We start from the raw sequence: 20,212 nt of genomic DNA on the forward strand, positions 1-20,212 counted from the left end.
TCAAGAGCGTTTCCGGCAAGCCCGGCAACAAGTCGCCAGTTGAGGGAAATCAGCATGACAACGCTCCGCGAAAAGGTGTTGGCACTCACTGACGAGGACTTGGCCAAACTCGTTATGGTCGCTGCCCAAGCTCTCAATGATCAGGTCTGGACTGCTGAGATTGCTGACCTTTGCGACATTCCGAAAGAAGAGCTTGAGGCTTGGTCGGATCGCGTGGTTTGGACGGATGACCCACGCACTTCGCTGTATGAGGCCGCTACGTATTATTTGGGCTGGGCAGCACCTGCCCAACAAGACGACTAATCACGGAAAACACTATGTTCATTGCTTCTCCAGAAACAGCGCTGCGTTTTGCTCGGGAAGAGGATGGCCAGCTCGAAGACGGGCTTCACTACTGGTTCCGCATGCAGCGCGAAGGCGTAGCTGGCTATCTCAAGAACCGTGATGCGCAACCGTCTGAAAGCCAGCTCTGCTCTGCTGCTGAATTTCTTGCGGAAACCGCTGGATCGCGGCCTATGACAACTGGCTGTGTGTTGGCGCAGTTGTGGGCGCGTGCCTATCAGTTCCGCCCTTGTTGGCAGTAATGCCCAAGCGCCCGACCATCGAAGATGTGCATGCCGATCAGAGCATACGCCGTGCCCATGGCATGGACGACACGGTAGGCGAATAACCAAGGCTCAGCGGCCACGGCAACTGCGTCTGCAGACTCCATGGCTCTGACGCCGTGGTGATCAGCCATGGCCGCATTCCCACACAATCACTACAACTACCCTTGCTGAGGTTTGCTCACGGGGCGTTTGCGCGCTCATCTTGTCACGGTATTATAATACTGAACCAACTTACGGCGAGCAGGCCTCAGAGGGAGAGTGGCGAATGAATGAAGCAATCTGGTTTCGCGGTCAGTACGCGCCCACCGAGACTGGTGAGTACCGCGTAGGCTTCAACGAACACAAGGTTTGGACGCTCGACCGCGCCGAGTACAACAGCAGCGGCGTGCTGGTATGGAGCGCCGCAGATATCAACATGGAGAGCGACCCTATCTACGCTGGCTGCATCAAAGCTCATCACCTCATGGATGACCAGATCAGAAGCGGCAAGGTACAACCTGGTTTCTTCCTCGCTGAGCAGCTGCGGCAGTTCGCGGCCTCGTTGGCCGGGCGTAGCCTGGAGCGGCGCAAGGACGTGAAGCCTGAGATTGCCGCAGCCGTTGCCGTGCGCCAAATCGCTCAACTGACTGAAATGCCGCTGAAGCAAGCGATCATCAATCTGCAGCGCGAACACATGCTGCCCGATACCAATACAGCGATGCAGGCCCAGCTGATGCTGAGCGCCTGTCGCGCAACAAAAAGTAGCGCCTTGGTCCCGCTGGCGCTCGATTCCATGCGCCGCGACCATTTCGATATCGCCAACTCAGTCAACTCGCTCACGGAAGATAGCTCCGCAGTCGCTACCCGAGCGCTGCGCCTGTCTTCCCCGGAACTGGTTGCACTACTGCGCAAAGACCTGCTCGCGCGTGAAGCGGACCAGCGCCTCGCCGGGCGCCCATATCTCCACTTCAGCACGCCGCAAGAAGCCTTCCAGCACTTTGACGCAGTGGCGAACCATCCTATTGAGCGCGCCGACCAGGGCGGAACCTACCGCGTTGTGCGCAACTGGGCGACGAATGCACTAGAAGCCGAGCAGCTGGTATCGCTTGCTGACGATAACGATGACATCGCCTCATACAGCTGGATGCGCGTAAACAACCCGCAGGGGCAAGCGGCGATTCTGGCCTACAACATCGGTCTGGGTGCTGCGCCGGGCATGTTCGATGATGACAGTCTGCTGATAGAGAGTTATGCGCAACGCGCCGCCCAGATTGCCGCCCAAACGCAACTGCTCAACATGGCATCTCTCGATAGTGCGGACGTAAGTTCAGCCGCCACTATGGCCCTGGCCATCGCTCGCAAGGAGGCGTCCACCCTGTTCACCTGCGAGCACCAGCTGGCGCTTCCCACCTCAGTCGATCTGGAAGATGAAGTTGTGCAATTCCAGATGGACTCTTTGGCAACCATGCAGCTCACCAAGGCAGGCATCGAGAGCCACATTGAAACCATGGGGCGTTCGCCAGACCACCGCCCTGACTCACTTGAAGCGCTCACGGTGAAAGGCACGAACACACTGGCTGTCGGCATGACGTTGCGCGCCCCGGAAATCCGCCTGGAGCTTCACAGCGAGCCGAAACACTACCTGAGCATTGATACTCGCGGCGCAGACTTGAGCAGCCTTCAACCACTCCTGCAGGTAAAGGCCCACGAAGTCGAAAGTTTAGAAGCCGGCCCGGCCCTGGAGCACCAGTACGATGTTGTTGTCGCAACCCGCAGCTGCGCCCCCGATAGCCTGGAAGAAGGCACCGATTACGATTGGGAACAGGGCGTGATGGACGCCAGCGATGCGAAGCGCTTCTTCCGCGACAAGGGGCTGGAAGGCGAGGGCCGCATGGTGCAATACGGCGATGGCTCGTGGGGAGTGGCTTGGGAAAGCCAGCAGCCCGAAGAGAACCGTGCCTACTTTGAGCAGGGCGTTGAAACCTACTACACGCTCAAGCTGGTCGAGGTGAACGGCGAGCAAGTGACGCCCGACAATGCTGCGGTGTTTGCCCGCGATGCCGGCGCGAAGGTTTTCAACCCTTACGACCAGCTGCAGCGTGCGCCAGCGGCAGCGCTCAAGATGGGGTAACGAGCCGCCTCAGATCGGAGAGGGCGCAGACGGGCGCGCGCCCGTGGATCGTACGATCCACGGGGCGACTGCGGCATCAGCAGGCGTTTAGTCGCGACCGATGCGCGCCTGAATTTCAGTGGGAGCAATAGCGCCAGCCATCTTGATCATGGCCAAGTCCTCGGCGCTCAGCTCTTCCCGGTCATTGTCGTCTGTAGCTGGCGCATACAGCTCGTTGGCGCAGATGAAGGCTCGTTCAGCGCGCTTCATGTGCTGATCATAGGCTGGCAGCAGAACCTCAAGGTACAGCTCAAACTCGACTGCCTCGGCAGCAGTCAGCTCAAAGCCTATCTTTCCGCGCTTTGATTTATTGACCCAATAAGTTGTGCCATTCGCACCCTGCGTCACCTTGGCTGCAATCTGCAGCGCTAAGACTATCTTGTTCTTGGCAATCCTGTGCCAGCGCACGCTGCGCTTCTCTTCCGCGAAATCGTCCATCGTGACCCCGTGGCGCTCCATCAAACGCTGCAGCACGCGGGCGGCGTTCTCTTTCTCACCGCCTTCGCCGCGCTCGGCCAGCGCCAGCAACTTTCGCAGCTTTGCCTGAATTTTCTCGTCAAGGTGTTCCATATTCGTTCCTCGCTACCCTGTACTTAGCTGCCGCGCACCATGCGGCGCAGCTCACTCAAAGCACCTGCATGTGCCTTCAGCTCGATGAACATCTGTTCTGGTGTGGTGGCCGGCTCGTCCTTTGTTACCCGCTGCAAAAGCTCTAGCGGTATAACGCGGGTTGCCGGATCGCCAAGGCCAGCTACAGGGGCGGCACCGGCCAGCACTGCCCGAGCGGACTGATTCACGCGCTCGATTTCATCAGCTGGCGCGATATGCCCAGCTGCATCGCGGGTCGTCACTGACACCAGTTGCCGCAGTTGATCCAGCAGCTGATCGTGCTCTTGCCGCAGGCGCGCCAGCTGATAGCCAACCGCACTGATCAGTCCTGTCGCCTCAAGGTCGTCGGTTTCGAGTCCGTGGCACGCATTCACGCATGCTGTGATACGGCGAGCGTCCTCTTCAAGCAGCTCGTTTTTCACGAGCAGGCGCTTGCATTACGCCATGAACAGCACCCTTGGCAAGCCTGTAGCTCCAGCCTTTCATATCCCGCGACTCCTTCTGCATGTGTTGTGCTCGGCAGCGGCTCAAGCCGCCGCCCCGCGCAGCGCCTTTGAACAATCGAGGATCGTGCAAATGGCCGCAGTGTTGAACTCACCTGACTCATACGCGAACTGCGTCAGGCTCTCGTGCCACTCGGCCAAGGAATCGGCCAGCACTTCGTTGCCGCCCTGGTGAGCGTCGAAGGAGAGGTGATTGATCGCCATGATCGTGAAGGCGATTCCAAGCGTTTTGGAATCAACATCATGAACCGTGCTCATTGCGCCAGGGCAATCCACCGTGAATCGCTCTTCGCTGTCCGGTGCCCAGTACAGCAGCTCGCCCGCCAGGTGAAAGCACCAATCACCGGAATAGTCTTCCTGCATCTGGCTTACAGCCTTCGCAGCAGCATTCATCGTGATGGGGATAACGGCGTCGCCGTAACGACGAAAGGCTGCTTGTTTCTGATCGTGCGAATTGTCTGCGACCTGCATTGGATGGGCCTCTTGGCTTTTTCTGTGTCTCCAATTATATATATTATTGAATTATACGCAACCCCTTGCTGATTTGCGTGCCAACCTTTTTTCTCTTACATTCTAGCCACGGTATTTAATCATTAAACCAGAAGGCTCGCAGCCGCGCAGTGAGGACTCTCTACAGTGGACGTAACTGGCACCTACCTCAGCTATCAAAAGTCGTTCAGCTCAGCTCAGTACCGGGTCACGCTGGACTTGTACAAGCAGACACACCTTGAGCGCTCTTCGCACGACAGCCGAGGTGGCGTGATCTGGCAGAGCGAGGCGAATCGCATCGACAACCCGGAGTGCCAGGCTGCGTTAGCGGCTTATGCCGCGATGGGCGAGCGGCTAACTGCAGAGGCGCCAGAGAGCCATTTCCTCAATGAACAACTCGCCCAGTGGTCAGCCACTTTGGCTGGGCGCGCTGTAGAGGATGGTGCCAAGCCAAGTGAGGCAGTGGCAGCGGCGCTCACTCAGGTCAGCAAGCTCGTCGATATGCCCCTGCAGCAGGCCGTCATCAATCTGCAGCGAGAAGGGCTGTTGCCGGATACGCAAACAGCCCTGCAGGCACAGCTGATGATCAGCGCCAGCAAGGCGAGCAACGATCAGGCCCTGATGCCGCTGGCGATGGAATCTTTCAGCCATGACAGCTTCCCTGGTGCCGTGCGGGATATGGACCGTGAGAGCAGCATGAGCACTGTCGAAAAGCTCCAGCTCACCGATCCCGGCCTGATCACTCAGCTGCGCACTGAGTTCTTCACCTTGTTGTCGGAGCAGCCGCCCGAGAGCAAGACCATCAACAGCCCCTACTTGCACTTCCCCAAGGGGGCCAGCGTAAGCGCCATCCACGGCTGGCTTGATCACGCATCAAACCACCCGCTTACCGCGCAGCCGGGCGACGGAGCCGTTCGCGTGTTTCTCGACTGGAAGTCGAACGAGCTGATGGCCGAGAAGAGCGCAGGAGGGCGCTGGGAGGCGATGGATACCAACGCACCTGAAACCAAAGCCGCTATGGCCGCGTATCGCTGGAGCGCCGAGCACGCGCCCGAGAGCGCAAACAGTAGCCCGCTGCACCTTGAGGCATTCAAACAGCGTGCAGCGCACCTTGCTGCCACCGACACGGTAGCCCTCCATCACATGGAGGCCGCCCAGCGCGGTATCAGCGAGGCAAGAAGCGAGGCCACTAGCACCTTCCTCTGCTCGCACAACCTGGCCATGCCGGTCGGCGCAAATGAGGACACCGCTAATTTCAACGTGACACGGCACAGCATTCATCGCCTGACCAAAGCAGGTATCGCCAACCACGTCAAAATGATCGAGGGCAACCCGAATTACCGCCCTGACGCGATGGAAGCCCTGATGGTCAAGGACTCATTGGCGATAGGTGCAGCGGTCATCGCGCCCGAGATGCGCATGGAAATGCGCTGCGAGCCAAAACACTTTTTGCGCATTTCTGCCCCCAGTGCCGCCCTCGGCGGCGCACCAGCAGCCGAGCTGCGGGACAACCCGAGCACTATGGCTCAAGCTGCTGGCCTTGATCGCTTTGAGTTTCGCCGCGCGGAGAGCCTGGAAGTCGGCAGAACGATAGCCCACATACCCGGCATAGATGCCGGCGTAACCTTACGCAATAGCAGTGGTCACATGGCTCACTCAACTGGCCCCAAACTAGGTTAAGGACAGCGGCATGCGTAAAGGTACGATCCTCCAAGTCAAAGGAATTGGGATACCTGTACAGGCTCCCAGTAAGCGCAATCTTGATGGTTACGAGATACGCTGGTCCTCTGACCCCGAGGTGCCCGCCGATGCACCTGCGCACGTCCTGATTGGCCATGATGAGGTAAAGCGCTTCCTTGAGCTGGCAGTAGATCGCCGGTTTGTCGATTCCGAGCTGCTTACGCTGACGCCTGTAGACATACCCAGCGACTCCAACAGCATGAACCGGCAAGAGAGCTTGAAGGCCGGCATCAGCGCCGACCACTGGAATGTTCTTCGCGTGGCCCTGGTCATCAGCGGCAATAGTGCTCAGGGGCCGGTGATGGACGAACTGGAGTGGCTGGGTACGCGCGAAGAGTACGCACAAGGCAACCACATGCGTGAAGCCCTCATTCACGCACAGCATCGCGGCATCAAGTCTCCGGCAATCATTCCCCATACGGACAGTGGCCACCTCCAGCGCGCGGCCAAGTTCATGATGGACTTCCGCTCGCAGTATCGTCCCTCGCTACGCGCATCCGAGCACATGGCGCGCATCCTCGAAAAAACGCTGGCCGAAACCGATCTCGCGGGTATTCACCCGGATCGAGCCAAACACTATCTGTCGGAAATCCAGCGCGCAGTCATCAATGTTCGTGATCAGCGCCGCCAAAACCTTGAAGACATTGGCTACGAAGACGCAGCCGTCGAGCGCTATGCGCCGACCGAAGCTCACGAATCCCCAGCTGCAAATCGGCGTCCGAGCGGCCCGACCCTGAATTGACGCGAGTACGATATGAACACCATCGCTACGATCCTGTTGAGAGCCACTTTCTCCGAGCGCCCACAGGCGCGCACTGGTGAAGATGTCTTCTGGAATCCGGTCATTGGGCAGTACGCCATCCTGGCAAGGGCGACCGTAGATGAGGCAGAAGCGCTGCGTTTGAGCGGCTGGAAGGCCATACCGAACCCAGATAAGGCCCCGTCGCTGCAGTTTGATGCGCTGAGCGCATTGCGCCGTGTTTGGCCCGATCTTTACCGGGCGCAGCCCGACCTGTTTGCCCATCGCCTGAGCGTGAGTGTGTGCCAAGAGCTAATCTCCGCACAGCCACAAGAGCACCAAGGCCAAATGGGCCGGTGGCTCATGGCGCGATGCCAGGAAATCGGCAAGGCCGACCTCGCATCAGCGATTGGTCAGTACATGGCTTTTGTCGATATTCGCTCAAGCCATCCGTGGGCGACTGGCAACGGCAATACAAACCAGTTCCTCACGGGCAATGGCCGCGATAGCGCGTTCATCCTCACTGGTCACGAGGCCACCGGGTACACGCTCAACATTTTCCTGACGGGTGATGCAGCTCCGCGCCAGCGCAACGCTCAAAGCATTGAAGAGCTGATTATCCCCAGCCCAGACTGGACGGATGTTGACTGGGATGTTTACGACACGCTCTTGACCGCACAGCCGACGAACGAAGCCGACTTCTGGTCGCACCCCGCCCTGATCCGCTTTATGGGCGGTACTCGTAACGCAGAGGCAGTAGAGGGCGTGCAACAGTGGCAAGACCGTGTGCGCACCGAAGGCCTTGCCGCCGTCCTGGGTGAGCGCTACCAGCGCCTGCAGAAACGCTTCCTCAACTCAATCCCTGCTGCCTGGCTGGATCAGTCGGCCAAGGAGCATGGCCTGCGGCTCAATACCCAGCGAGCCTACCGGCAGCTGGCCGACTGCTGGATGACGCTACGCGCCAGCGACGACGACTGCCGCAGTGAAATTATCCCGGCACTGCGCGAGGCGCACCCCAAGGCTTTCGCCCAGCACAGTGATGATCAGCTGCTGGTCATGTGGCGAGAACTGTATCAGCCGACTGCCGATCACCTGCGCGCCGACAGCAGCGCCAGCTCCGTACAGCCGCGCACGTCTACCGCGTTCTCCGCGATGCAGCCAGACGCGATGCGCGAAGTCCTCGCCGCGCATTACGGAGCGCCAGCTATCGATGCACTGATCAGCACCGGGCGCCTGCACCTGATCGCAGATCACTCCGGCCTGCCACAGGAGGTGCAGCTGCGCAGCTCGTCCAACCTTTCCAGCATTGCCGGCGCAACCACGCCAGACAACCGCGTCTACCTGGTGGGCAGCCGCATTGCCCCTCAGACACTGCCGGGCCTGTTCCTTCATGAAGTGGGGGAGCATGCCGGGCTGGCAGCGATGCTTGGCCCCGACTATGGACGCCTGAGCAAGCAGTTCCAGAAGCTGCTGCGTGACAAGGACACCTACGCGACCTGGGCGGCAATGCGCGTCCCGGCGAGCACTCCGGCAGAGCATGTGCCCTCCGAGCAGCTGGCTTACCTTGTCGAGCGCGTGGCTAACGACCAAGTGGCACGCCCCGGTGGCGAGGCGGGTTTTGCGCTGGGGCAGGAGTGTTTATCGAACCTGCGCACCTGGCTATTCCGCACTCCACTGTGCCGCTGGCTGGATGACATTGGCGCACTGGATGACTTCACTCTGCGCCCGCAAGACATGGCGTCTCTGGCGCGCGAAAGCGTTGATTTTTTTGTTGCCCAAACCACACACGGCACAGTGACTACAAATCGCAATGGCTGGGTCGAGAAGCTGCAGCCGGGCGTGCTCGACGACCTCTTCAAGGCCGGCGAACAGGCGCGTATCGACGCCCTAGAAGGCATGAGCAGCGAACAGGCGCTGGGTTACCTGTATGCCTTGGCGATGACGAAAGCGCCTATGGTCGAGGCAACGATTGATCACTTCGCGGCAACGCTTGCCGACCTGTCGTCGGGCGAGCAGCCAGAGCTACAGGCAATTGCGAGCGAACTTCTGGCCCTGCAGGGGCGTGAAGAAGTGCAGTCGCAGCTGGCGGCTCAATACGAGCGCGCTGGCTTTGCAATGTGGGTTGATGGCAGCAGCGAGCCTAAGACGGCAGAGCTGCATTTCCTTACGCCGTCACCGAAGCGAGAGGGGGCATTCCAGCTAAACCACTACAAGCGGGGCATCGGGGCTTACTCGGACGACCAATACAATACAGTATTAGACGCACTGAGCACGGCCAGCCGCAGCAGCTTCATGGTCGCGGACACCGAGGCCCCGGCAGTCCTACAGCAGTGGTCCGCGACCACCATCGACAACCTGGACGAACAGACCCGCTCCAAGAGCTTCAACCGCTGGTTTGGCCAGAGCCAGGCCGTTGATGAAGCTGGTAGCCCGAAAGTCATGTACCACGGCACCGGCCACGTCTTCACGCACTTCAAGGAAGGTAAGCCCATCTGGGCGTCCTTCTCGCCAGAGCTGGCCAGTGACTACGCCATGTACCGTGGTGAATGGGAGCAGGGCAGTGCGAACATCATGCCGGTCTATATGCGAGCAGAGACGCCTTTCGATGCGGACCAGCTGGGATCGACCGTCTCGCTCAAGGACTTCTTCAGCGAAGCAATGAAGCAGGCTGACGCGGCAGGTAGGAGCATTGATATCCGCGAAGCGGTACGCCTGATCACCCACATTACGTCCTGCGCCCAGCGCGAAGAGAGCGGGCCGTTGTACCGGACGTATGAGGTCTGGAATGAGGCCCAGATGAAGTTCGGCAAGGACGGCGCTGAATCGCTCAAGGCGTATTTGGCGCTGACGGGGTTCGACTCGATCAAAGTCACCGAGCAAGGGCAGCTCTCGTTCGGCGTCTTCAATGCCGGACAGGTGAAGTCGGCCATCGGCAATCGTGGCACCTTCGATCTTGGCAGCGGCGACATTCGCCACCGTGGCGATAACCTGGAGTCTCCTGCCTTCCGCGAGTGGTTCGACAAGAGCCGGCTGGTGGATGTATTCGGCCAGCCGCAGGTGCTCTATCGCGGCCTCGGCCAGCCCTACGATGTGGATGCCGGTAACGCGGACAGCATTATCTGGGTCACCCCGGATGCTGACTATGCCAGCGAGTACGCCACCGCCAACGCAAGCCTGCTGCTCGATGGCAAGGTGATTTACGAAACCGGCGCGAACGTGATCCCGGTCTACGCCGCTGTGCGCAATCCTTACGATCTTGGCTTTACATCAACCCGTGACGCGGTGACCTACGGCGAAATGCTCGACAGCATTGAGGTCGGCATCCAGCGTGCTTTCGACTTGGAGACGATCAGCCAGCACACTGCAGCCGCCCTGATGCGCGAGATTGACGAAATCCGCGGTGAAGCAGGCGGCGAGAAAAAGCGGGTGCATCAGTGGTGGACCGAACGCTCTGGACAGATCAAGAGCCTGCTTGGCCGGGCCGGTTATGACGCCATCAAGTCCCGCGAGGGCTTCGCAGACCGCACTCCGGCCTACGGTGTTTTCCATCCCAGCCAGATCAAGTCTGCCATCGCCAACGTGGGCACTTTCGATCCGGCCAACCCTGATATTCGCTTCAAGGACAGCGCCAGCAACTTTGACCCAGTTGCCGCGCTCAAGCGCTGGGCCGGTGACACCAAGGTGGTTGAGGCCAACGGGCTGCCGAAAGTGGTCTTCCACGGCACCGGGGCGGACATATCGCAGTTCGCGCCAGCGATGATCGGCACCTCTGCCGACGCGCAGAACGGCACCACTGATGCCTTCTGGTTCTCGTCGAGCGTGGCGGTCAGCGAGACGTTTGCCAATCTGCGCGAAAACCCGACCGTCATGCCGGTATTCCTGCGCATGGAAAACCCCTTGATCGTTGACTGCAAGGAATGGGCGCGCCGCTTCGGCACCCTGGATGAGGGCTTTGCCTTCACGCCAAACGATGTGGCCTACAACATCCGCTGGTTCAAGAAGGAGGCGATAGCAGAGGCGCGTGCCAAGGGCCATGACGGCGTTATTTTCGAGGGCGGCTATGACGCTACGCCAGTAGCGAACGCGGTGACCTATGCCGCTTTCGAGGCCACTCAGATCAAGTCGGCTATCGGCAACGTGGGCACCTTCGACCCCAACAACCCGAACATCCAGTTCAGCCAGCTCGCCCCCGGCACTGACAGCCCGGCGTTTCGTGACTGGTTCGGTAAGAGCATGGTCGTCGATGATGACGGCAAGCCCAAGCGGATGTACCACGGCAGCTATCGGGACTTCTCCAGCTTCGACCGGATGGCTTCAACGCAGACCCGGCGCGTCAGCATGGATACCGTGGGGAGCTGGTTCAGTGACAACCCCGGTGAGGGCGGGGCGGGCATGTACGGCAACGCCATCTACCCGGTCTACCTGAGCATCAGCAGGCCGAAGGTCTACGATGAGTTCTCGCAGTTCCTGGCTGACATGCACGAGGCCAACGGCGAGCGCCTGGAAGACAAGAACCCGCCCGGCATTGGCTCACCGGAGGCGCTACGCGAGCGTTTGAAGGCGCAGGGCTACGATGGCATTGCCTTCTGCAAAACCGAGAACAAGGCGCTCTACACGCGCGTAGAAACGCTCCGAGCCGAGCGGCTGCAGGCAATGGCCGAATACCGCTCCGCAGCCGAGTTGATTGCAGAGCAGGGCGGCCACATGACCCGCGTGCAGGGTAAGCCCTATCAGGACAAGATCGACGCTATCACGGACCAGATCGAAGAGGCCGGCAAGGCGCTGGCCGATAACCCCAGCACCGAGTTCGACGACCAGTATGTCTGGATCGCCTTTGAGCCTGAGCAGATCAAGTCTGCCATCGGCAACGTGGGCACTTTCGACCGCGAGAACCCGGACATTCGTTTCAGCAGCTCCCAGACGACAACCGCTGCCTTCAAGAACTGGTTTGGCGATGGGCAGGTGGTAGATGCCAACGGTGACCCTCTGGTGGTCTACCACGGCACAAACGCGGACTTCACGACCTTCGACAAGGCCAAGCGGGGAAGCAACACCGGATGGAACAATGCCCGTCAGGGTTTCTTTTTCATCGCAGACCGGAAACTGGCCGAGGACTTTGCCAGGGAGAATGGCGGCGGCAGCCGTATCGTCGAAGCCTACGTGTCAATCAAGAAGCCGCTGCGCCTGACCACGCAGGATATTTTCAACATTGCCGAGCAGGCCCCTACGCTGGTTGAGATTCTGACTGGCGAGCGCATTGATGACGCACAAGAGGCCCTTGCCCAGCTCGACGAAATCCTCGACTTGGGCAACATGCAAGAAGCGATGGATGAGCTGAGCACCGATAAGGCTGTGGCCATCATGCGCCGCGATGGCTATGACGGCATTTTCTCGCACTTTGGTGACGGCAACCTTGAGTACGTCGCCTTTGAGCCTGAGCAAATCAAGTCGGCCACCGACAACGCAGGCACCTTCGACCGCCAAAACCGGGACATCCGTTTCAGCTTCGCGGGTGAGCGCGCCAAGGGTGCGAACTTGGAAGCGCTGGCGAACGCGAAAAGGATCAGTGAGCTTGGTAGCAGTCCTGCGACTGTCTTGGAGTTTACTGGCTGGTTCAAAGGCATTGATGGCCGCTGGCGCTACGAGATTAGCGACGACAAAGCGGCATTCAAGTCAGCCCCGGAGATTGACCTGGATGCTGCTGCACGGGAAATGCTGGATGACGTGATCGTCTCCGATGCTGGAGGCGGGCTGTTCAGGGCGGTCTACCGCAACCTCACCGTAGACCACTGCGCCGGCTACGGCAGGGACCGTGATGACGCCTTGCGCAACATGGCCCGGCACTTCATCACCCGGCGCGATGGCGGCGTGAACTTCGATATCCGCAAAATCCAAGACGGCGATACCGAAGTGCTCAGCGATGTGCTCGATCATCCTGAGCTGTTCGATGCCTACCCGCACCTGTCCTCCCTGGTTGTCCAGTTCGTCAACTACGAGAGCATCACTGAGCGGGGCAAGTTCTACGAATACGCCAACCGTATTGAGCTGAACTGCAACCTTCAGCCGGCTCAGCTGCTCTCAACGCTGCTGCACGAGATTCAGCACTCCATTCAGGCGCGCGAAGACTTCGCCCGAGGCGGCAACAGTGATCAGGACTTCGCGGGGAACGTGAAGCGCTTGCTGACGCAGATGAGTGAAGACCATGCCCGCGAGGTCGAGCTGTGGAAAGTGCGCTTCCCGCATCTGATCGAGAACGCCACGATGGCATCGGCGCTGGTGACCAGTGCGCTGAAATACGATTCCTTCTCCCGGCTGATCGACTACTGCCAGCGCGAAAAGCCGTCGAGCATGTTCCGCCATATCCGCAACGAAGTGCAGTGGCTCTTCTCGCCTGAGATTTACCGTGACGAAAAGGCTCACGCAGAGGTGCTGGATATTCAGCGGCGCTTCTATGACATTCCCAAGCGCGGCCCGAAGCGCAACCTTGCAATCCGTGACATAGCTTTCGACGCGGCCCAGATCATTCGCAACTCGATCCCCGGCTCACACCTGGCGCAATTCCGGGCCGATACGCGCACGACCAAGGGCATGATCAACGCCCTTCGCCGCGCGTCGGCGCAGGCGCGCCAGCGGCTGCAGCCCCTACGCGAAAGAGAGGCAAGCGCGGCCGCTTCCGCGCACCTGGTTGCAGAGAGTCGATTCAAGTCGGCTTTCGATATTTACCGCTCCCTGGCCGGCGAGGTCGAGGCTCGCGCCACGCAAGCGCGCCAGCACCTGACCCCGCAAGAGCGCCGATCCAGACCAGTCCAGCGTGATATGGACGTACCGGCAGCGGAGGCCATCGTAATCCTCGGAGGCTGTGAGCTTACGCCCCCATTCCTGGGCGACAGCACAGCACTGTTCGACAAGACGCAGACCCCGGCTTTCAAAACCTGGTTCGGGGGTAGCCGCATTGTCGATACTGAGGGCAAGCCGCTGGTGCTCTACCACGGTTCACGGACGAAGGGCGAAGCAATCGACTCGTTTGATCTGCTACGCACAGGCAGCAGCACCGACAGCGGCTGGCTGGGCACCGGTTTCTACTTCGGTGATCGGGCTGCAGCTGACGCCTACGCCGGCCACCACGAGTTCGACCCTGACCACTTCCCGCAGGGAGGCGTGGTCTACCCGGTCTATCTGAGCATCAAGAACCCGGCCATGCTGCTCGACACCGAGCGTAATGACGGCCCACGGACAATGGTGCGTGAGCTACTGGATCTGCCTGATGAAGCCACTGCCGATGAAGTCCGTGAGGGGCTGATTGCCGCTGGCTATGACGGCGTGGTCTACGAGCGATACAGCTACAACGGCGCAGGCTACAAGGAGTACATGGCCCTGCACCCCGAGCAGATCAAGTCTGCCATCGGCAACGTGGGCACCTTCGCCATCGACAACGCAGGCATCCGCTATAGCTTCGCTGGCCCGGAAGCTGAGACGGCCAACCACACGTTGCTCTCGAAAGCTGAACAGCGTCTGGCTGCCGGTGACGATGCCGAGGCTGTGCGCCGTGATACCGGCTGGTTCCGTGGCCATGATGGCGCTTGGCGCTTTGAAATCAGCGACGACAAGGTGACGCTGCAGGACTACCAGTACGAGGCAGGCGAGATAGACGGGCACCCGGTCACCCGCATGGACGGCTCCCTCGGTGATCACGCCGTCGAGCTGAACCCCGTGGCGGCTGCCCAGCTGGGCTACAGCACCGGGATCGTCACAGGGCTGATGAATCACCCAGAACTGTTCGCCGCTTACCCCGAACTGGCGAAGCTCAACGTCACCATTGAACAGAGCGAGGGCTACAGCTTCTCCGAAAACGGAGTGTTCCGGCGCGGCGGTGCCAGCGGCGACACCATCCACATCCGCTGCAACCCGGCACGCGGCGGCAATCCCGTCCGCTCTCTGCTGCACGAGGTACAGCACGCGGTCCAGAAGATCGAGGGCTTCGCCCGTGGCGGCAGCGTCTCGGAGTTCAACGCTGATCAGCTGATCAGCGAAGAGCTGGCCGGCATCAGCCAGCGCGTCACCGATACGCTCAATGCCTACCCGGAAACAGCGAAGGTCTACCGCGCCCTTGTTCGCGCCAAGATACAAGCGGCTGATGCCGACTGGCCCGAACCCGAGGCAGCAGCCATCGCTGCGCTTGAGTCCGAGCTGATCGAGCTACCGGGCGGCGAGGCACTGTTTGACTTGGAAACCGAACGCTTTGGTATCCAGTTCATCGACAAGATGACGCTGCCGTTTGAGCGATACCGTCACCTGGCCGGCGAGGTCGAGGCACGCAACGTCGAGAGCCGCATGGACTTCGATAGCCAGATGCGCCTGGACATTCCCCCGCAGCAGACCGAGGACGTGGACCCTGCCCGCATCGAAGTGCGAATGAACCAACGCTATACCGGTCCCGGCCCGGTACTGGCCGCTGCGCTGGAGCAGAGTACGCAGGAGACGGTAGAGGCCGAGAAGGCGGGCGTGCTCGACATGAGCGATGCCGCGCGTCTGGCCCGCGCTCGCGCGATGGGCTTCAACACCGACCAGAAGTGGTATCACGGCTCCAACAGCGCCGGCTTCAAGGCCTTCAACACCGATGGCAAGGGTAAGACGGCAGGCACTGGGGCATTCATGGCGGCGAAACGCGAAATGGCGTCGAGCTTCACCGAGGGCAACGGGGATGCACTGATTTTCCGTGGGCAGGAGCTGTTCGATGACCCGACCCTGCTCGATGGCATCGAGATTGAGCGGTACTGGCTGACCGTGGAAGCGAACGGTTCCATTCACTTCCCTGCCGATTACAGCCTCTACGCCTCGGAAGCCGCATACCTGGATGAAGAGGGTATCGAGCTGGATGAGGGCGACTCCGTGCGCGCCGGCTACACCGTCTACTGGCGCGGGCGTCGTCTGTGCGAATACGCCGATGAGGCCGAGGTAGTCGAGCAGCTGGACGAAATCGAGGAACGCGAAGCGGGTATCTATGAGCTGTTCGTTCGCACGAGTGACCAGCTCGTAGTCGAGTGGGAAGGCAACAATTGGGACCATGGCCCCGAGCAGACCGTCTGGGTCATCGCGAGCGAGGCAGAAGGCGATATCGACCACTTCGATGACCGGGAGTCTGCTGAGCGGGCGCTGGCCACGGCCCCCGTGGGGAGTGTTATCGAAGAGCGCGTGTCGTTCCAGACTACCGATGAGGCGGCACGAGAGGCTCGCGAGATGGGGTACGACTCCATCATGATCAAGAACGTGTGCGATACCGGGAGCTTCTATAGCGGTGAGATTTTTGGCGACATCATCATCGTCTTCGACCCGGCCAACATCCGCGCGACCCATGCGGCCTTCGATCCAGCGCACTCAGCCAGTAACAACCTGCTGTTCTCCCTCGCGGAGGCGCCCCAGTCGGCAGCGTTCGATGAGTGGTTTGAGGGAAGTCAGGCCATCAATGAGGACGGCACCCCGCTGGTAGTGTTCCGGGGCGAGCACGGGCAGCCATCGGACGCGGTATTCCAGTCGCGGCTAGGATCGATCAGTTTCGGAGACTACGAAACGGCCAGCCTTTACGCCACCGAGCCGAACAACCGTGCCGATACGGCGCTCAATCCGCGCATCATTCCCGGCTACCTCTCAATTAAGCGCCCACTGGTGGCGGACAAGACCGACCCGTTCATTGACTTCAGCCGCCTGATCGAAGTCATTGGCCGTGAGCGGGCTACGACCATCGCGGTGGAGTTGGAGGACTACCTAATCAATACCCAGTCGTGGGCTGATCAAGAAAGCGATCTGCCGGTCGCTGAGCACCTGGCACAGCACCCAGACGCGCTGGACCAGCTCTACATCGACCTGTACCCGGTGCTGGATTGCGCCAAGTACGTGGAGTGGTTCAAGGCTGCCGGTTATGACGGCGCGATCTACAGCAGCACTGGCGCAACGTCTGGCCGCACGGAGTACCGCGTGTTCGATCCGGCACAGGTCGCCAGCGGGGCGCCGATGCCGGTAACAGCGGGCATCAGCGAGTCGGCTCGCATGGCCCTGCGAGAGCCGCGGGAGACGCAAGCCACGTTCAGTGGTGGCGTTGGCCAGCAGTTCGCCCTGGAGCAAGCAGGCCTCGGCATTCCCGGCGAGTTCGGCTACGGCGCGTACAGCAACAGCATCGCCGCTGAGAAGCCCGCCAACTTCTACGCGGGTGAGCTGCTGACGCCGGCCACGATCAAGCGCCTTCGCTCTGACGACTCGATCCCGGCCCCACTTCGCAGGTTCTTCGGCTCGCATGCGAGAGAGCTGGCGACGGGCACTGATCCGCAACGACTGCTGCAGGGGCGCATTCAGTCCCTACAGCATCGCCTGTCTGGCATTGAGGTCGAGCTGCAGCAGGCGCAGGGTGATGACGCGCAATACGCTGCCGCCGTGGCCTTGGAGCGCCAGATTAAAGGCGACCTCGGCACGCTGATCAATCACATGCCTAAGCTCCTGCAGGGCATCGAGCACGGCGCGTCGAGCGAACGATATCTGCTGTGGGACCAGCCGCTTGTGTCTCAGCCTCAGCCCGTGATCGAGGCTCTAGCGCTGTGCGGAATCGACGGCTACTGGGAAGTGCAAACTGACGCTGGCGCGCTTCCATTCCTGAATCGGGTCGAAGCTCTGGCCCATCTCGCCCGGATTGAGGGCGAGGGCGGACAGGCCACCTTGGCGGGTGGCTTCTCAGCTGAAAAACCGGGAATGCCCAGAGGCAAGCAGGTATACCGCGAGCTGGAAGCCATGCTTGGCAGTCCGCAGCAGGCCAGTCGCATGCTCAAAGGGGCAGGTATCGAGGGCGTCCGCTACTCGCCCGCCTCCGCGCAGCGCTCTGGCGACCTTTTTGTGATCTTCGCTGAGCCTGCTGCAGAAGCCGAGTGCCCGCAGCCCATATTCCACCAGCAAGCCGGTGTAGACGCGCCATCTTTCCCGCTGCCGATGAGCGCCTTGCCGGCCTCTACCATCAGCGGCGACCTGGCAGACAGCGCTCATCTTCTGGCCGGTGTTCGCCGCCAGGTAGCTGATTCGCTGGAGCAGCGCATCGAGCAATTATCCGGTCGTCAACGCTGGCTGCTGGAGCTGCCGAATGTCGAAGCCAACCTGGTGCAACTCAACAAGGCCAGCTTGGCGCAGGCCCGCAGTGATCTGCAGCAGCTGAACCGCTGGCGTCAGCCGAGTCAGTCCAACTGCATGCCGTGGAATACACCGATCAGTGATGAGCTGTGCGCGAAGATCAATCCAGTGCTGCGCTTGACGCCGAATGAGCAGCTGAGCGGGGAGGCTGTTTTCTACCTTCTTGCCGAGCGCACCGGCAGCACGCAGTCAGCCACCGAGCTGCTGCAGAAGGTCGGCATTATCGGTGCCCACTCTGCCGATGGCGTCGCGTTGTGGGATAGCGCCAGCCGCAGCCTCTCGCGCCAACTTGAAGCCAAGCAGGATCGTGACCGGTTCCACCTTGTTGCCCACGGTAGCAAGAGCCTCATCGACCGATTCTCCATGGACAAGATCGGCACCGGGGAGGGCGCTCAGGCTTTCGGGTATGGACTCTACTTCGCTGACAACACCCTGGTGGCTGCGCACTACCAAGCAGCCCGGATGCGCGAGGCGTCGTGGTACGGCGAAACACTCTACGACAGCCCAAGCGAAATGATCAGCGCCGCGAGTAAGCAACTGCAGGAGCGCGGTGCGGGCAGTGCACTGGTCGCCGCAGCCGAGGAATGCTTGCACGCAGCAGTGTGGTCACCAAGCCGGCTGGAGCGACTGGTCGAATCTCACGAGCAGGGCACGCAGCAGGTTCTACGCGGGGTGCTTGCTGGTTACCGCAGACTTAGCAACGAGCAGACGACAAACTTTTTCGTGATGCCAAGGGGCGGAATGCACGCGCTTTCAGCTGTCGAAGCATCTGATGACCGCGAGCTAAGTCTCGGCGTCACCCACATCGCAAGTGGCCTCCGTTTCGTACTGGATCAGGATATGAGCGATGAAGAGGCCAGCGTTCGGTTTGCAGAGCATCTGCGCCAGCAATGCGACGTAGCAGCTGCTGAAGAGGCCCGACTGAGGGTGAGCCATGCCCTGGCGAACAAGCCGGGTGATGACTTCCTAGAGTCCCGCTTGCGCGACTGCGACTACATGGCCCACATGGCCCGCTGCGCGCAGAAAGTGCAAGCCATGTTTGGTCCATTCTCTGTGCATCGCCCAGTTACGCCCGGTATCGCCTACGTGGTGGACCTGGACATTCGCAACGACGAATACATCCACTACGACAAGCCATTTAAGCACCAGTCAGAATCGACCAGGGACGCCATCAAGGAGTTGGCGAATGACTCCCGACTCTCGGATGAGAAGCGGCAGGCGCTCGCTGCGGGCATCAAAAACAACGCGATGGGACACGATCTGCTCGCTGCCATCGCAGGCAGGAGGATATACACCGAGGTCAGCAGCCCCGCCGATGAACGTCTCGCCTCCATGATGTTGCTTGAGCAAGGCGTTCAGGGCGTCAAGTATCCCGATGGGCACGCCCGCGAGGGCATCAGCAGCGGTGGTTACAACTATGTGGTGTTCAATGAGGATCGGATTCAGATTCTCGGCCACACCACGGAGCAGCTACGCGGCGAACATGCCGAAATCCCCCTGTATGACAGGTCAGTACAGAAGGCAAGCGCCGGGAACCGGCTTGCAGTTTGAACAAGCATCGCGGCCCCGCACCGGGGCCGCTCTCAAAGTAGGCAACATTCGGCCTGCGCAACCACACGTCTGCGGGTTTGTCTTGGACTCAGCCCTTCATCGGCAGGGCTGACCCAGCTCATCAGCAAGCTGCAGCGTCCTGCGCACAACCTCAAGAAACTCCGACTGCAGCTCTGGCCGGAATGCCTGTGCCGCGTAGCAGCGTAGCGGTAAATAGCCGTGGGCCACGTACAGGTTTTGTCGGTCACGGTCATTCTGGAAGGCTTGCTTGGTCTTGTGGAAAGCAAAGCCGTCCATCTCGATGACCACGCGCCCGATCTTGATATCGGCGCGGAATTTACGCCCCGGTATCAGCCCCTGCACCTCCCAGTCCACACGCCCCGGAAACATCGCCTGCAGCGCCTCGTAGATGATCTTCTGCGGGTTGCTAGCTGCGTCGTTGTATTCATCAGTCCCCGGCACCAGCCCTTTACGGCTCGTTTCGCCGCTGGATTTCGTCTTGTCCTTCACGCCACTGGCTGGCGCTGCAGGGCTTGCAGCCACCTCGGCCAGTCGGCCAGCGTTGAGCTGCTTCACAGCACTACTCAGCACAGGAGCGCCGCGCCGGCCTGTGCCCCTGATCGTTTGGGCTGCAGCCGAGTCAAGCAGTCCAAGTCGT

Annotated in this window: 10 protein-coding genes; 6 read left to right on the forward strand and 4 right to left on the reverse strand. The window is 60.5% G+C overall.

The annotated features are described in order from the left end of the window. The 3 genes from EGJ86_RS23505 to EGJ86_RS23515 all read left to right on the forward strand — a co-directional run. Window positions 1-303, forward strand: a 303-nt coding sequence (locus EGJ86_RS23505; protein WP_218565895.1) for a hypothetical protein, incomplete at its 5' end; no start/stop codon positions are given. 14 nt (window positions 304-317) lie between these two features. Next, a complete protein-coding gene (locus tag EGJ86_RS23510; protein ID WP_125836821.1) occupies window positions 318-584 on the forward strand; it encodes a hypothetical protein in 267 nt (88 codons plus the stop codon). Between the two features lie 289 nt (window positions 585-873). Then, window positions 874-2,718, forward strand: a complete 1,845-nt coding sequence (locus EGJ86_RS23515; protein WP_125836822.1) for a hypothetical protein — start codon at window positions 874-876, stop codon at window positions 2,716-2,718. Window positions 2,719-2,805: 87 nt separating this feature from the next. On the opposite strand, the gene EGJ86_RS23520 is transcribed toward EGJ86_RS23515, so the two are convergent. The 3 genes from EGJ86_RS23520 to EGJ86_RS23530 all read right to left on the reverse strand — a co-directional run bounded on the left by EGJ86_RS23520 (window position 2,806) and on the right by EGJ86_RS23530 (window position 4,340). After that, complete coding sequence (locus EGJ86_RS23520) at window positions 2,806-3,327, reverse strand: DUF2786 domain-containing protein (protein ID WP_125836823.1); 522 nt, start codon at window positions 3,325-3,327, stop codon at window positions 2,806-2,808. A gap of 23 nt (window positions 3,328-3,350) precedes the next feature. After that, on the reverse strand, window positions 3,351-3,788 hold the full coding sequence (locus tag EGJ86_RS23525; RefSeq protein WP_125836824.1) for a hypothetical protein: 438 nt from the start codon (window positions 3,786-3,788) through the stop codon (window positions 3,351-3,353). Window positions 3,789-3,893: 105 nt separating this feature from the next. Next, window positions 3,894-4,340, reverse strand: a complete 447-nt coding sequence (locus EGJ86_RS23530) for an antirestriction protein (RefSeq protein ID WP_125836825.1) — start codon at window positions 4,338-4,340, stop codon at window positions 3,894-3,896. Between the two features lie 165 nt (window positions 4,341-4,505). Here EGJ86_RS23530 and EGJ86_RS23535 point away from each other — a divergent pair, with 165 nt between their 5' ends. The 3 genes from EGJ86_RS23535 to EGJ86_RS23545 are packed head-to-tail and all read left to right on the forward strand — an operon-like array spanning window position 4,506 to window position 19,554. Then, a complete protein-coding gene (locus EGJ86_RS23535; RefSeq protein WP_125836826.1) occupies window positions 4,506-6,038 on the forward strand; it encodes a hypothetical protein in 1,533 nt (510 codons plus the stop codon). A gap of 10 nt (window positions 6,039-6,048) precedes the next feature. Beyond that, window positions 6,049-6,840, forward strand: coding sequence for a hypothetical protein (locus EGJ86_RS23540; protein ID WP_125836827.1), 792 nt, complete (start codon window positions 6,049-6,051; stop codon window positions 6,838-6,840). 12 nt (window positions 6,841-6,852) lie between these two features. After that, window positions 6,853-19,554, forward strand: coding sequence for an LPD23 domain-containing protein (locus tag EGJ86_RS23545; RefSeq protein ID WP_125836828.1), 12,702 nt, complete (start codon window positions 6,853-6,855; stop codon window positions 19,552-19,554). A 96-nt stretch (window positions 19,555-19,650) separates the two neighbouring features. Here the strand turns inward: EGJ86_RS23545 and EGJ86_RS23550 are convergent. Then, window positions 19,651-20,212 (reverse strand): hypothetical protein (locus EGJ86_RS23550; RefSeq protein WP_218565896.1); only part of this gene is annotated, 562 nt, incomplete at its 5' end.

The sequence above is a fragment of the Pseudomonas sp. o96-267 genome (assembly GCF_003935465.1).
GTDB lineage: Bacteria > Pseudomonadota > Gammaproteobacteria > Pseudomonadales > Pseudomonadaceae > Aquipseudomonas > Aquipseudomonas sediminis.